The sequence below is a fragment of the Mycobacterium hackensackense genome (genome assembly GCF_025822555.1).
Lineage (GTDB): Bacteria > Actinomycetota > Actinomycetes > Mycobacteriales > Mycobacteriaceae > Mycobacterium > Mycobacterium fluoranthenivorans.
Window position 1 is genome coordinate 225,493 of sequence record NZ_JACKUC010000030.1, and the last position, 14,772, is coordinate 240,264.

Annotated in this window: 13 protein-coding genes; 9 read left to right on the forward strand and 4 right to left on the reverse strand. The window is 69.4% G+C overall.

Translation table 11 applies throughout. From position 1 onward, the window contains the following. Positions 1-47 precede the first annotated feature (47 nt). On the forward strand, positions 48-542 hold the full coding sequence (locus H7J86_RS10540) for a cupin domain-containing protein (RefSeq protein WP_267290850.1): 495 nt from the start codon (positions 48-50) through the stop codon (positions 540-542). 89 nt (positions 543-631) lie between these two features. After that, a complete protein-coding gene (locus tag H7J86_RS10545) occupies positions 632-2,359 on the forward strand; it encodes a DEAD/DEAH box helicase (RefSeq protein ID WP_235632896.1) in 1,728 nt (575 codons plus the stop codon). Here H7J86_RS10545 and H7J86_RS10550 read toward each other — a convergent pair. Beyond that, on the reverse strand, positions 2,356-3,171 hold the full coding sequence (locus tag H7J86_RS10550; RefSeq protein WP_090358950.1) for an HAD-IIA family hydrolase: 816 nt from the start codon (positions 3,169-3,171) through the stop codon (positions 2,356-2,358). The two genes, H7J86_RS10545 and H7J86_RS10550, sit on opposite strands and share 4 nt — an antisense overlap. A gap of 62 nt (positions 3,172-3,233) precedes the next feature. On the opposite strand from H7J86_RS10550, the gene H7J86_RS10555 reads away from it, so the two are divergent. The 7 genes from H7J86_RS10555 to H7J86_RS10585 are packed head-to-tail and all read left to right on the forward strand — an operon-like array spanning position 3,234 to position 11,720. Beyond that, positions 3,234-4,163 carry an SDR family NAD(P)-dependent oxidoreductase gene (locus H7J86_RS10555; RefSeq protein WP_267290852.1) on the forward strand — a complete coding sequence of 310 codons (930 nt, stop codon included), beginning with the start codon at positions 3,234-3,236 and terminating at the stop codon, positions 4,161-4,163. After that, positions 4,163-5,395, forward strand: a complete 1,233-nt coding sequence (gene moeA, locus H7J86_RS10560) for a molybdopterin molybdotransferase MoeA (protein ID WP_090358948.1) — start codon at positions 4,163-4,165, stop codon at positions 5,393-5,395. Before H7J86_RS10555 ends, moeA begins: the two co-directional genes overlap by 1 nt. Positions 5,396-5,419: 24 nt before the next feature. Then, on the forward strand, positions 5,420-6,130 hold the full coding sequence (locus tag H7J86_RS10565) for a phosphatidylserine decarboxylase (protein ID WP_267290854.1): 711 nt from the start codon (positions 5,420-5,422) through the stop codon (positions 6,128-6,130). 13 nt (positions 6,131-6,143) lie between these two features. Continuing rightward, positions 6,144-7,010 carry a CDP-alcohol phosphatidyltransferase family protein gene (locus H7J86_RS10570; RefSeq protein ID WP_090358945.1) on the forward strand — a complete coding sequence of 289 codons (867 nt, stop codon included), beginning with the start codon at positions 6,144-6,146 and terminating at the stop codon, positions 7,008-7,010. Then, the gene (locus tag H7J86_RS10575; RefSeq protein ID WP_187098186.1) at positions 7,007-9,148 is read left to right on the forward strand and encodes an AAA family ATPase; all 2,142 of its coding nucleotides are present in this window, start codon (positions 7,007-7,009) and stop codon (positions 9,146-9,148) included. The genes H7J86_RS10570 and H7J86_RS10575 overlap by 4 nt, the downstream gene beginning before the upstream one ends. Before the next feature lie 45 nt (positions 9,149-9,193). Continuing rightward, on the forward strand, positions 9,194-10,441 hold the full coding sequence (locus tag H7J86_RS10580) for a phthiocerol/phthiodiolone dimycocerosyl transferase family protein (protein WP_267290856.1): 1,248 nt from the start codon (positions 9,194-9,196) through the stop codon (positions 10,439-10,441). Further along, a complete protein-coding gene (locus tag H7J86_RS10585) occupies positions 10,434-11,720 on the forward strand; it encodes a cytochrome P450 (RefSeq protein ID WP_187098184.1) in 1,287 nt (428 codons plus the stop codon). Before H7J86_RS10580 ends, H7J86_RS10585 begins: the two co-directional genes overlap by 8 nt. On the opposite strand, the gene H7J86_RS10590 is transcribed toward H7J86_RS10585, so the two are convergent. From H7J86_RS10590 to H7J86_RS10600, 3 genes are read right to left on the reverse strand one after another with little or no spacing between them, the layout of a single operon-like run. Then, a complete protein-coding gene (locus tag H7J86_RS10590; RefSeq protein WP_090358939.1) occupies positions 11,717-12,997 on the reverse strand; it encodes a glycosyltransferase in 1,281 nt (426 codons plus the stop codon). The two genes, H7J86_RS10585 and H7J86_RS10590, sit on opposite strands and share 4 nt — an antisense overlap. Before the next feature lie 11 nt (positions 12,998-13,008). Continuing rightward, the gene (locus H7J86_RS10595; RefSeq protein ID WP_267290858.1) at positions 13,009-13,851 is read right to left on the reverse strand and encodes a UbiA family prenyltransferase; all 843 of its coding nucleotides are present in this window, start codon (positions 13,849-13,851) and stop codon (positions 13,009-13,011) included. After that, the gene (locus H7J86_RS10600) at positions 13,838-14,770 is read right to left on the reverse strand and encodes an AfsA-related hotdog domain-containing protein (RefSeq protein WP_090358936.1); all 933 of its coding nucleotides are present in this window, start codon (positions 14,768-14,770) and stop codon (positions 13,838-13,840) included. The genes H7J86_RS10595 and H7J86_RS10600 overlap by 14 nt, the downstream gene beginning before the upstream one ends. Positions 14,771-14,772: the final 2 nt, after the last annotated feature.

Consider the following 14,772-nt stretch of genomic DNA (forward strand, 5'->3'; position numbering starts at 1 on the left):
GCGCAACTGTGGGTTTGCTGGGGCGCGGCCGACGTAGGGTGAACCGGATGTCGCTGATCGTGCCGCCCTACCCGCCGCCCCGCTACACCGCGGACGATCCCGAGGTGAGCGCCTGGGTGCGCCGCGGCGACCAGCCCGCCGACTACGACGCCTTCGGTCTGGTCAAGTATCACTACCTGGCGAATCAACAGCAGACCGACGGCGACTACGGCCTGTACCGGGTCGAGATCAGCCCCCGCGGCGGCGGCCCCGCCCCGCATTACCACCGCGCGATGAGCGAGGCGTTCTTCGTCCTGGGCGGCCAAGTGGAGATCCACGACGGCACCGACTGGTCGACCGCCGGGGTCAACGACTTCCTCTATGTACCGCCGGGCGGTATCCACGGCTTCCGCAACACCGCCGACGCGCCCGCGTCGCTGCTGATGCTCTTTGCTCCCGGCGCGCCCCGCGAGCACTACTTCGAGAACATGGGCGCGCTCGCCGACATGACCGATGCCGAATGCGCGGAATGGTTCGTCAAGAACGACAACTTCTTCGTCTGACCGGCGCGCCCACCCGCGACACGTGCTGCGGGTATGCGCACCCGGAACCCCTTGCCCTAGACTGCCCTTCGACCAGATAGGAGTCTCGGGTGCGGCCGTACGAAGTGCCGAATTCCGGCGCCGGGGGACCCAGCACCCAGGCTTTGCGGGGCTGGCAACGCCGGGCATTGGTGAAGTATCTGTCTGCCAAGCCCAAGGACTTCCTGGCTGTCGCGACCCCGGGCGCCGGCAAGACCACCTTCGCCCTGCGCATCGCCGGAGAGTTGCTGAGCGACCGCACCGTCGAGCAGGTCGTCGTGGTGGTGCCCACCGAACACCTCAAGACCCAGTGGTCACAGGCCGCGGCCCGGCTCGGCATCGCGATCGACCCCAAATTCAGCAACTCCGCCGGCCACACCTCCAGCGACTACCACGGCATCGCCGTCACCTACGCCCAGGTGGCCAGCCACCCCACCCGGCACCGGGTGCGCACCGAGAACCACAAGACGCTCGTCATCTTCGACGAGATCCACCACGGCGGAGACGCGAAGAGCTGGGGTGACGGCATCCGCGAGGCGTACGGCGACGCCACCCACCGGCTGGCCCTGACCGGTACCCCGTTCCGCAGCGATGACAGCCCCATCCCGTTCGTCAACTACGAGACCGACGGCGCCGGATTCCAGCGCTCGCAGGCCGACCACGTCTACGGCTACGCCGATGCGCTCGCCGACGGCGTGGTCCGCCCGGTGATCTTCATGGCCTACTCCGGTGAGGCCCGCTGGCGTGACAGCGCCGGCGAAGAACACGCCGCGCGCCTGGGCGAGCCGCTCACCGCCGAGCAGACCGCGCGCGCCTGGCGCACCGCACTCAACCCGGCGGGCGAATGGATGCCCGCGGTGCTCGCGGCCGCCGACACCCGGCTGCAGCAGAAGCGCCAGCACGTCCCGGACGCCGGCGCCATGGTCATCGCCTCCGACCAGACCGCGGCCCGCGCCTACGCGAAACTGCTCACCACCCTCACCGGTGAGGAACCGACCGTCGTGTTGTCCGACGACCCGACGGCCTCGAACAAGATCTCGCAGTTCTCCGACTCCAGCAGCCGCTGGATGGTCGCGGTCCGCATGGTGTCCGAGGGCGTCGACGTACCCCGCCTGGCCGTCGGCGTGTACGCCACTAGTGCGTCCACCCCGCTGTTCTTCGCCCAGGCCATCGGCCGGTTCGTGCGCAGCCGCCGGCCCGGCGAGACGGCCAGCATCTTCCTGCCCTCGGTGCCCAACCTGCTGCAGCTGGCCTCGGAGATGGAGGCGCAGCGCAATCACGTGCTGGGCAAACCGCACCGGGAATCCGACGGGCTCGACGACGAGCTGCTCGCCGACGCCGAGAAGCGCAAGGACGAGAAGTCCGATATGGACCGGGGTTTCGAATACCTCGGCGCCGAGGCCGAACTGGACCAGGTGATCTTCGAGGGGTCGTCCTTCGGCACCGCCACTCCCGCGGGCAGCGACGAGGAGGCCGACTATCTCGGTATCCCCGGCCTGCTGGACACCACCCAGATGCGCGACCTGCTGAACCGCCGCCAGGACGCGCAGCTGCAGAAGCGCACGGCGTCCGGTGCAGTGCCGCCCCCCACCACCCATAACCAGCTGCGCGATCTGCGCCGCGAGCTCAACGTGCTGGTGTCGGCGTTCCACCACCGCACCGGCCGGCCGCACGGCTGGATCCACAACGAGCTGCGCCGCCGCCGGGGCGGGCCGCCGGTCGCCGCGGCCACCCGTGAGCAGTTGCAGGAACGCATCGACGCGGTGCGCGAGATGCAGCGCGAGGTCGCCGGCGGCTAGAGCCCCAACAGCGCCGGCAGATCGGCCACCGAGTCGATGACGTGGTTCGGCTGCATCGCGAATTCGTCTGTGGCCCAACGGTCCAAGGTGGCCTGCCGGAACTTTCCGGTGCGCACCAGCACCCCGGTCATGCCGACCACCTGGGCGGCGAGCACATCGTTGTTGAGGTCGTCACCGACCATGTACATCTCCTCGGGATCCACCCCGAGCCGGTTCGCGGCCGCCAGGAAACCCTGCGGCGCGGGCTTACCGACGGCGGTGGCCTTGCGCCCCGACGTCTCCTCCATCCCGATCAGATACATCCCGGTGTCCACCCGCAGGCCGTGACTGGTGGTCCACGCGGTGCTGCGGTGCATCGCCACCACCGGCACGCCCTGGGCCATCCAGTCGTAGACCCAGCTCAGGGTCAGGTGGGTGTACTCCGGCCCGGCCCCGCCGAGCAGCACCACATCCGGGGTCTCCGGTGCGGTGGGCCCGGTGAACTCGTGCGAGTAGACGATGTCCACACCCGCCATATCCTCGGCGATATCGCCACTGTTCACCAGGAAACATCGCGCCCCCGGATACCGGTCGCGCACGTATTCGGCGGTGAGCAGGGCCGAGGTCACGACCTCGTCCGGCGCGACGGTCATGCCCGCGGTGCTCAGCAGGTCGGCGATCTGGGTGCGGGTACGGGTGGTGGTGTTCGTCAGGTAGCTGCGGGCGATCTGGTGTTCGGACAGGGTGCGCAACGCCTGAGCCGCGCCCGGAATCGGTTGCCACGATGTCACCAGGACACCGTCGATATCGAACAGCACGCCACCGATCGCCATGTGCCGACAGTAAACGGCCAACCTTTCTGCGCAACTCGGGCCGCCCAGTAGTGTTGCGCGTCATGGGGCCACTCGCGCTTTTTGGAGAACGCTGGACCGAGAGAGATGTTCCGGACCAGACCGGCAGGATCGCGATCGTCACCGGCGCCAACACCGGGCTCGGTTTCGAGACGGCCCGGGTGCTCGCCGGCCGCGGCGCGCGCGTGGTCATCGCGGTCCGCGACACCGCCAAAGGTGAGGCCGCCGCAGCCAGGATCACCGGCGATGTGACGGTCCAGAAACTGGACCTGGGTTCGCTGGCCTCCGTGCGGGAAGCCGCCGAACAGCTGGGGACCCGGTTCGAGAAGATCGACCTGCTGATCAACAACGCCGGGGTGATGTACCCGCCCAAGCAGACCACCGCCGACGGTTTCGAGTTGCAGTTCGGCACCAACCACCTGGGTGCCTTCGCACTGACCGGACTGTTGCTGGATCGCCTTCTGCCGGTTGCCGGTTCGCGGGTGGTGGCGGTCGCCAGCATCGCGCACCGCATCCAGGCCGGCATCCACTTCGACGATCTGCAGTGGGAACGGAGCTACAACCGGGTCGCCGCCTACGGGCAGTCCAAACTGGCCAATCTGCTGTTCACCTATGAGCTGCAACGGCGTCTCTCCTCCCATCACAACCCGACCATCGCGGTGGCCGCGCATCCGGGTATCTCCAACACCGAGTTGATGCGCCACACCCCGGGCAACGGCCTGCCCGGATTCAGCACGCTGTCCGGTCTGGTCACCAACAGCCCCGCAGTCGGCGCGCTGGCCACCCTGCGCGCCGCCACCGATCCGGCCGTACGTGGCGCCCAGTACTACGGCCCGTCCCTCCCGGTCGCCTCTTTCGGACTGGTCGGCTACCCCGAACTGGTCACCTCCTCGGCGCAGTCCCACGACGCGGACCTGCAGCGCCGACTGTGGGCGGTATCCGAAGAGCTGACCGGCGTGACGTTCCCGGTCTGATGCGATCCGTCGAGGAACATCAACGCGTCGTCGCGAGTCTGATCGCGCCACGCGACCCGGTCGCGGTGCCGCTGACCGATGCGCTCGGACTGGTGCTGGCCGCTGACGTGGTGGCCCCGCTCCCCCTGCCGGGGTTCGACAACTCGGCGATGGACGGGTTCGCGGTGTACGCCGACGATATCGCCGCGGCCACCGCCGAACATCCCGTCAGGCTGCCGGTCGCCGACGACATCCCGGCCGGACGGACCGACACCGGCGCACTGAAACCCGGTACCGCACAACGGATCATGACCGGCGCACCGCTCCCCGCCGGGGCGACTGCCGTCGTTCCGGTGGAGGCCACCGACGCAGACTTCTCGACCACCGCGACCACGGTGGCCATCCGCACCGCCGCCCGGACCGGCCAGCACATCCGACGCGCCGGTGAGGACGTGGCCGCCGGTACGACGGTGTTGCGCAGGGGCCAGGTGCTCACGCCGGCGGCGCTGGGCCTGGCCGCCGCCCTGGGTTTCGGCGAGCTGACGGTGCTGCCGCGCCAGCGCGTGCTGGTGATGTCGACGGGTTCGGAGCTGGTGGCGCCGGGGACCCCGCTGCTGCCCGGCCAGATCTACGAATCCAACGCCGTGATGCTGGCCGCCGCCGTCCGCGACGCCGGCGGCGAGGTGCTCTTCTCCCCCGTGGTGAGCGACGATGTGCACGCCTTCCGGGACGCGCTGGTCACCCACACCGGCGACGCCGATCTGATCATCACCACCGGTGGGGTCAGCGCGGGCGCCTACGAGGTGGTCAAGGACGCGCTGGCCGATGAGGTCGAGTTCGTGAAGGTGGCGATGCAGCCGGGGATGCCGCAGGGCAGCGGCCGGATTTCCGGAGCCGGACTGCCGGCGGCATCCGATACCGGCACGCCCGTCGTCACGCTGCCCGGCAACCCGGTGAGCTCGCTGGTCTCCTTCGAAGTGTTCGTCCGCGCCCCGCTGCGCGCGGCCATGGGCCTACCGGCCGACCGCCCACGGGTGACCGCAACCCTGACCGAAGACCTGACCTCGCCGCGAGGTAAGCGGCAGTTCCGTCGCGGTGTGCTCGCCGGAACCACCGTCACCGGCTACGGGCCGCCCGCCTCCCACCATCTGCGCTGGCTGGCGTCGTCGAACTGTCTGCTCGACATCCCCGAAGATGTCGACCATCTGGCAGCCGGATCGCCGGTTCTGGTCTGGGACCTGTCAACCGGCTGAGTCCACGTAGAATCGGGAGCCGCCATGGCCAGACCTGCCCGCCCCTCCGACGACAACGCGTCCGAAGCGCAACGCTTCGCCGAACTCGTCCGTTCCACCGTCCCTCCGGTTCATCCGGCCGGCCTGCCGTTCATCGCGGGTGGGCTGGGAATCGCCGCACTCGGCCGGCACCGCCGCTGGTTGCGCAACGCCGGGCTGAGCGCCGCGAGCCTCTCCGCGCTGTTCTTCCGGCACCCCTCCCGCGTACCCCCGACCCGGCCCGGCGTCGTGGTGGCGCCCGCCGACGGCCGGGTGACGCTGATCGACCAGGCGTTGCCGCCTGCCGAACTCGGCCTGCCCGCCACCCCGATGCTGCGGATCAGCATCTTCCTGTCGCTGTTCGACGCGCACGTGCAGCGCGCACCCGCGGCCGGTGAAGTGGTGGCCGTGCAACACCGGCCCGGCCGGTTCCAGTCCGCGGACAAGGACACCGCCAGCGAGGCCAACGAACGCAACAGCCTGCTGATCCGCACGCCGGACGGAGTCGACGTGGTCGCGGTCCAGATCGCCGGCCTGCTGGCGCGGCGCATCGTGTGCAGCGCCCGCGCCGGTGACAAACTCGCTCTCGGTGAGACCTACGGGCTGATCCGGTTCGGCTCGCGCCTGGACACGTACCTGCCCGAGTCGGCCAAGGTGGCCGTCGAGATCGGTCAGCGTGCGATCGGCGGCGAAACCGTGTTGGCTGAGTTGCGATGATCGCCGGAGAAGAATGATCAAGGCCCGGATCAAATCGCCGACGGTGAGTCTGCGGTTCCTGCCCAGCGCCATGACGGTGGCGGCCATCTGCCTGGCGTTGTCCGGGGTGAAGTTCGCGCTGGACGGCAGGCCCACCGAGGCGATGGCGCTGCTGGCCGTCGCCGCGATCCTGGATGCCCTCGACGGTCGCACCGCCCGGATGCTCAACGCCACCTCGAAGATGGGCGAGGAGATCGACTCGCTGGCCGATGCCGTGAACTTCGGTGTGGCACCGGCCTTCATCGTCTATGCCACGCTGCTGTCGCATTCGCAGATCGGCTGGATCGTGGTGCTGTTCTTCTCCGTGTGCATCGTGCTGCGGCTGGCCCGGTTCAACGCCATGCTCGACGCCGATCTGCCGGCGTACGAGAAGGAGTACTTCATGGGCATGCCGGCCCCGGCCGGCGCGATCGGAGCCATCGGCCCGATCGCCGCGAAGTTGCAGTTCCCCGGTGAATGGTGGAACACCCCGGCCGCCGAGTTCCTGGTGATCGCCTGGATGATCGGCGTCTCACTGCTGGTGGTCAGCGCCATCCCGATGCGCAAGGTGCACACCTTCTCCGTCCCACCCAACATGGTCGCCCCGCTGCTGGCCCTGCTGGCCCTCGGCGTGGCCGCCTCGGTGCTGTACGGCTACGTGGTGATCATGCTGATCATCCTCGCCTACGTCATCCACATCCCCTTCGCGGTGCGCAGCAAGCGCTGGGTGGCCGCGCATCCGGAGGCCTGGAACGACAAACCGCGTCAGCAGCGCGCGGCCCGGCGGGCCATCCGCCGCACCCAGCCGCACCGTCGCTCGGTATCCCGTCTCGGCCTGCGCAAGCCGCCCGGCCGCCAATGACGCTGTCGTTGACCGCACGGCTCAACACGTCCGCCCTGGACTCACGTCGCGGTGTGGTGCGCCTGCACCCGGAGGCCATCGCCGCACTCGGCATCCGGGAATGGGATGCGGTCTCGCTGCTGGGGTCGCGCACGACCGCAGCAGTCGTCGGCGTGGCCCCGGCCGGCACGCCCGCCGGGGCGGCACTGCTCGACGATGTCACGCTGTCCAACGCCGGATTGCGCGAGAACGCCACGGTGGTGGTGGCGCCGGTGACGGTGTACGGCGCGAAATCGGTGACGTTGACCGGGTCGCGGCTGGCCACCCAGTCGGTGTCCCCGGCCACCCTGCGCATGGCCTTGCTGGGCAAGGTGTTGTCCGTCGGCGACACCGTGTCGCTGCTGCCGCGCGATCTGGGTCCGGGCACCTCCACCTCGGATGCGACGACCGCACTGACCACCTCGGTCGGCATCACCTGGACTTCGGAGCTGCTCACGGTCACCGGCGTCGACCCGGCCGGAACGGTGAGCGTGCAACCCAACTCGATGGTGTCCTGGGGTGACGGGATCTCCGAGTCCCGGCCGGTGCGGACCACCGCCGCGGAACCCTCGGCGGTGCCGTTCGACGATCTCAAGGGCGCCCATCTGCAGGCGGGCAAGCTCACCGAGTGGCTCAAGCTCGCACTCGACGAACCACAGCTGCTGGAGTCCCTGGGCGCCACCGCCAATCTCGGCGTGCTGGTCTCCGGTCCGGCCGGTGTCGGCAAGGCGACGCTGGTGCGGGCGGTGTGCGCCCAGCGCACGCTGGTCGAACTCGACGGCCCCGAGATCGGGGCGTTGCGCGCCGAGGACCGGCTGTCCGCGGTGGCCGCGGCGGTCGCCAAGGTTCGCGACGGCGGGGTGCTGCTCATCACCGATATCGATGCGCTGCTGCCCGCGCCGCCGGAACCCGTGGCCACGCTGATCCTCACCGAGCTGCGCAATGCCATCGCCACCAGGGGCGTCGCGTTCGTCGCCACCTCGGCGGTGCCCGACAACCTCGACACCCGGCTGCGCGCACCCGATCTGTGCGACCGGGAACTGGGGCTGTCGCTCCCCGACGCCGGCACCCGCAAGGCCCTGCTCGAGGTGTTGCTGCGGGGAGTACCCGTGGCCGATCTGCAGCTCGACGAGATCGCCGAACGCACACCGGGTTTCGTCGTGGCCGACTTGGCCGCCCTGGTCCGGGAAGCTGCGCTGCGCGCGGCGGCACGGGCCAGCACCGACGGGCAGACGCCCACCCTGAGCCAGGACGACCTCACCGGCGCGCTGTCGGTGATCCGCCCGCTGTCCCGTTCGGCCACCGAAGAGGTGGCTGTCGGTTCGGTCACCCTCGACGACGTCGGCGATATGGTCGAGACCAAACAAGCCCTCACCGAGGCGGTGCTGTGGCCGCTGCAGCACCCGGATACCTTCGCCCGCCTCGGGGTGCAGCCCCCGCGTGGGGTGTTGCTCTACGGACCGCCCGGCTGCGGTAAGACGTTCGTGGTGCGCGCCCTGGCCAGTTCGGGCCGGCTGTCCGTGCACGCCGTCAAGGGTGCCGAGCTGATGGACAAGTGGGTCGGCGCATCGGAGAAGGCGGTTCGTGAATTGTTCCGCCGCGCACGCGATTCCGCCCCGTCGATGGTCTTCCTCGACGAGATCGACGCGTTGGCGCCGCGGCGCGGGCAGAGCCACGACTCCGGTGTCACCGATCGGGTGGTGGCCGCCCTGCTGACCGAGTTGGACGGTATCGACCCGTTGCGTGACGTGGTGGTGGTCGGAGCCACCAACCGGCCGGACCTGATCGACCCGGCCTTGCTGCGGCCCGGCCGGCTGGAGAAGCTGGTGTTCGTCGAACCGCCGGATGCGCAGGCGCGCCGGGACATCCTGCGGACCGCCGGGAAGTCGATCCCGTTGGCACCCGATGTCGACCTGGACAGCCTGGCCGACGAATTGGACGGCTACAGCGCCGCCGACTGCGTGGCCCTGCTGCGCGAGGCGGCCCTGACCGCGATGCGCCGGTCGATCGATGCGGCCGATGTGACCACCGACGATGTGGCCAAGGCCCGCGACAATGTGCGCCCGTCCCTGGATCCCGAGCAGGTGGCGTCGTTGCGGGCGTTCAGCGAGAACCGCTAGCGTCATCCGCCGACCAAGGCGTCGATATCGGGCTAGATTGGCCCCGTGAGCCCGCAAGGACGGCCGCTTTCCCCGTTCGAGTCGATTCATGCGCTGGTGTCCGAGACGACGGTCATGACCGCCCGGGTGGCGGCGCCGCTCGACCTGGCCGCGCTGACAGCGGCGTGGGAACGGCTGGTGCGGCAGCACCCCGTGCTGACCGGCCGGATCGAATTCGGTGCGGCGGGCCTGGAACTCGTCGTACCGGGCGACGCACCCGAACCCGTCAGCACCGGTCGGGTCGATCCCGTGCACAACACCACCACCCCGATCGGCTTCGGCCAACCGGTCGCCGGGCTCGACGTCACCGAGGACTGGGTCACACTGCTGACCCACCACGCCGTCGCCGACGGCATCCTGCTGTACCACTGGTTCAGCACGCTGTGGCAGAACTACGCACAGATACTTTCCGGTGCAACGGTTCCGGAGCCGGCCCCGGTCCCCGTCCCGGCCGCCACCGAGACACTGCTGGCCGACCGCGGTGTCGTCAAGGGCACCCGCACCGGGGCGGAGCGCCTGGACGGCGTGGTGGTGTACCCGTTTCGCGATCCGGTCGGCCGCACCCCGGGCACCGACCCGTTCGCCCTGCACCGGCTGATCACCGTGTTCAGCCGCGAGGAGACCGCCGCGCTGCGCGCCTCGGCCAAAGCCCACCATGAGACCTTGCACGGGTTGATCTGCGGGGCAGTCCTTTCGGCCGAGCGTGAGCTGCTGGAACCCGACGGCGCACTGCCGATCGGGCTGATCTCGCATGTGAACATCCGCAAGTGGCTGAGCCCAGCGGCCGAGGATGCGGACGGCACCAACGTGCTGGGCTATTCCTGCGCGCAGGTGAGCGTGGGCCCCACCGACGACCCGCGCGCCGTCGGCGAGGAGATCTTGGCCCAGCTGCACACCGATCTGGCCGACGGCGTGGTACAGCAGACCTGCCTGCACATCCCCGAGATCGTCGCCAGGTGGGCCAGCAGCGACAACCTCGAACCGATCTCGGTGTCCAACATGGGTGACTTCGGATCCCTGCCGATCCCCGTCACGGACTTCCGGATCCGCGGCAATGCGAACTACGGCGTGCTCGCCGCAGGCGGGCCACCGGAGAATCTGCCGCTGTCCACCGGACGTCACCACGCCGTGTTCAGCTACGACGGCAGGCTGAACCTGCAGACCACCTATCCGGCCGCAGTTCTCACTGCCGAGCGCGCCCGTGCCTTCGCCGACCGGATCAGGACGCTGCTGCTGGCGATGCGAGATGCCTGAGATACCCACCGCCCCTGGCCGATTGCCCGTGCTCGGGCATGCGCACCTGGTCACCGGCGACCCGCGCACCTTCCTGCTGAAGCTGCCCGCCGACGAACCGATCGTGCGGGTGTATCTCGGCCCCAAGCCGTCCTATCTGCTGACCACACCCGAATTGATCCGCGATGTCAGCCTGGGCCGCGCGGGCAGCTTCCACCGGGAGGCGCTGCGGGAAGCCATCAGCGATCTGGTCAGCGGGGCCACCAATGTGCTCAGCGGCGACGAGCACGATCTGCGCCGGCGGATGATCGCCCCGGTGTTCCGGCAGGGCCGGCTGACCGAATACGCGCAGACGGTGGCGACGATCGCCGACGAATGGTCGGCGTCCTTGTGCCCGGGCCCCTGCGGCGAGCTCCGTATCCGGGTCCACGACCTGGTGACCCGCACCATGTTCGCCACCTTGTTCCAGTCCGATACCGGCGGCGGTGAGATCGGCTTCATCCGGGAACGGGTCCCGTGGTTGCTGTCCGAGGTCATCATCCGGGGTGCGTTGCCCGCACCGCTGCGCCGGTTGCGATTCCGGGCCGACCGGCGATTCGCCGGCCAGTCCCGCGAGGTCCGTGCTGCCATGAAGACCCTGATCCGGCAGCGTCGCGACCACCCCGATCGCGGCGACATGCTCTCGGCGCTGCTGCACCACGTGGACGCCGAGACCGGCGCGACGCTCTCCGATGACGAGACGGCCGACGAGCTGCTGCTGGCGCTCGCGGCCGGGATCGGTTCCCAATCGTCGATCTTCTCCTGGCTCATCTACGAGGTGGCCCGTGCACCCGAGATCGCCGAGCGGGTGTACGCCGAATCAGATTCCGCCACAGGCACGCAACGGCCGTTCCTGCGCAATGTGCTCACCGAGACGCTGCGGGTGTGGGCGCCCTGGATCAGCCTCGTCACCTCCGACGGTCCGGGACGGATAGGCCCGGTCGACTTCCCGGACGGGACCAATATCCTGTTCAGCCCGTATCTGATCCATCACCGGGACACCTACTTCCCGGACGCGGCGGTGTTCGACCCGGACCGGTGGGACGGGGACGGCGGCGACCGCCAGGCGATGATGCCGTTCGGCGTGGGGCAACGGCACTGCCCCGGAAGTCAGTTCGCGCTGCTGTCCCTCACCGTGCAGGCCGTCGCGCTGTTCTCGCGCTGGCGCGTGACGCTTCCCGCCGATTTCGAGGTCAAGGCGCAGGGCAAGGATTTCGTGCTGTCACCGGCCGCCCTACCCGTGACACTCGTGCCCCGCTAGCCCGCTGCCACCTTCTCCGCGATATCGCACACACGCGGCACGCCGTCCCCGGTGTCCCGCAGACGCGAGCCCAAAGCGGCTGCCCGGGAACGTGTTCCGTCGTCCATCAGGGTGCCGATCGCCCGACTGAGGGTATCGGCGCCCAGTTTGGTGAACGGCACGTGCGCCCCGACACCGAGGCGGTGCACCTGACTACCCCACAGCGGTTGATCGAAGGACACCGAGCACACCAAGGTCGGCAGACCCGCACGCAGGCTCTCGAACAGGGTGCCGATGCCGCCGTGGTGCACCGCCGCAGCGCAGTGCGGGAAGATCAGGTCGTGCGCCAGCGCATCCACGATCTTCACGTTCGCCCCGGTGGACACGGCCCCACTCAGATCCGCACCGCCGACACTGATCAGGGCCCGTTGACCGGTGCGGTCGCAGATCTGCTGGATGAGCCCGATCACCGAGGTGAAGTCCTGGATCGGCAGGCTGCCGAAACCGAAGAAGATGGGCGGGGTCCCGGCATCGGCCCAGTCCACCACCTCGGTGTGCTGTTCGGCCAGCTCACCGATGGCCTCCCGGGCCGACCGCGGCAGCCACAGGAACCCGACGAACGGCTTGGTGTCGCCCCACTCCTCGGCCAGCCCGGGCACCAGCGCCGAGTCATACATCTGCAACTCGGGCACCTGGCGCGCGGCGAGCAACGATTCGGTACTGGCCCGCGACGGCGGCAGATCCAGTTTCCTGCGCAGGTTGTCGAGGTACTTGCCGAAGACCACGGTGCGCAGGCGCTCCACCGCCGACCACGCGCCGCGGTTCACCACACCGGGGATCGGCCACTGGTGCGGGAGCGCGCCCGGCGGGGCGTAGGTGCTGTTCTTGCGGCTGGGATAGGTGTGCAGGGTGACCACCGGGATATCGCGGGCCTGCGCCAGGATCACCGATCTGTCCTCGCTGAACGTGGTGCACACGATCATCTCGGCGTCGCGGGAGATGTCGATGAGCTCGTCGTCCATCCGGTCGGCGTAGTCGGCCATCTGGCCGCTGACCATCTTCATGAGCTTGAACGAATTTCCCGCCGCCAGCGCACGCTGACCCTCGGGTGACGAATACAGGGCGTGCACATCCGGCCCGAACGGGCGGGCCGTCAGTCCCGTCTTCCCGACGAAATCGACGAAGTTGGGGGGCGCACCGACGACCACGGTATGTCCGCGGCGCTGCAGTTCCAGACCCAGCGCGATACCGGGTTGGACATCGCCGCGGCTGCCGACGAGAGGGATGAGGATATGCACGAGGGACCTTTCTAGGTGTGGGCCAGGCCCTGGACGACGATGCAGAGGTAGAACGCGATCACGAAGGCCGTCGGCCAGCTTCGGGGATGCTCATCGGCCTTGCGGGCGAGGAAGATCCAGGCCGACACGCAGGGCAGCAGCACCATCGGCAGCGGCAGCGGATTCCCGGTCACCCCGACCTCCAGGAGCACCGCCGACACCCCGAACGCCCATGACGCCAGTGCGCTCCCGGTGGCACCGAGAACACGCGAATAGCAGTGCGGGTCATCAGGATCGGAGATCCGCGACGTCTTCCGGGCGAACTCCAGGTGCAGGAACGCGGCGGTGAACACCAGCGGAGCCGCCAGCGCGGACACACCGAGACCTGGCTGGCCGACCATGATGAATCCCGTCACCAGGAACTGGGCCGGGCACACCACCGCGAGGTTGACCAGTGGATCGTCGCGGATCCGGGCCACCCGGGGTTCGGCCCACCACAGTGCCAGGCCGTATCCCAGCGCTGCGGCCAGCATCGCGGCCGACGGCAGCGACACCGCCGCCGCCAGTAGCAGCGCCACCGTGGCGGCAGGCGCCATCGCCACCTGCAGCTCCCGCGTGGTGATCCGGCCCTGCACCAGCGGGCGCGACGGGTTGTAGCGCCGGTCGTAGTCGAGGTCCTTCTGATCGTCCACCATCCGAAGGAACGCCCCGGCGGCGATCAGCGCCAACGCCTTCAGCGCGGTGTCCCACGTCGGGCGCCACGGTCCGGCACCGCCCAGCACATGGGCCATGGACTCGACGGCCACCACCCACAGGGTCAGATAGACCGGGTAGACCGGCAGATATCGTTCGGCCAGATACCTAGATACGGTCATCGGAGGCGAAGGCCAGTTCGACGGTCGCCCTGGTCTGCCCGGACTGGGTCACCGCGCCGCGGAAGGTCAGCGCATCGTCGCCGTCGGGGGCCATGGTGACGGTGCTCGGCGCGTCCAGTTCGGTGAAGGACCGGAAGTCACACCGCACCCGGGCCGGGCCGGTGACCGTTGCGGCGCGGGGGCCGAGCAGCGCCCACGCGAGCTGGCGGCCCGCCTCGATGATCAGACCGCCCGGCAGGTGATCCAGTGGGTGATCGAAGATGATCGGGTGGGCGATGTCCACCAGTACCGGCGCGCTCGCGCCGTCGGCCAACGGCACCGGATGCCCGATCACCACGTTCTCCCGGCGGCCGCGGCCGACCCGGGCCGGATCCACCGGTGCCGGCTGCGGTCCCGGGTCCCAGCTCGCGCCGGCCCGGAAGGCCGTCCAGGTGGCGGCGGACATCCAGCCGAAGGCGCCCGAGAGCTCCATCAGCTTGGTGCCGTCGTGGGTGGCCACCGCCGCGACGTCGAGCCCCTGCACCGGACCCCCGTCACCGCGCCGGAACTCCTTGCGCACCGCGATGGCGAACTCCAGATCCATCGGGCCCGGGCCCTGTCTGAGCGCGGCAGGATCCACGACGGTCAACTCGTAATAGCGCACCGTGTGCCGGGCATCCAACGGTACGTCGTAGAACAGGTGGCTGGCCGCGATGCAGGCCTGCCGGAAGGCCTCCATGACCAACAGCGCGTCATGGTAGCCGCCCTGTTCACCGGTCAGGTCCGTGTGGAAGCTGTGCCTGCGCGGCAGCTGCGCGTGGCACAGCCACGGATCAGTCGACTCGGCGGCTCCAGCGAGAGAGGTGACCAGCACCTCCGATACCGCACGCTTGTGTACCAGCTCCCTGGCGATGGTCTGAGAAAAGGTGCAGGAGTTCATGA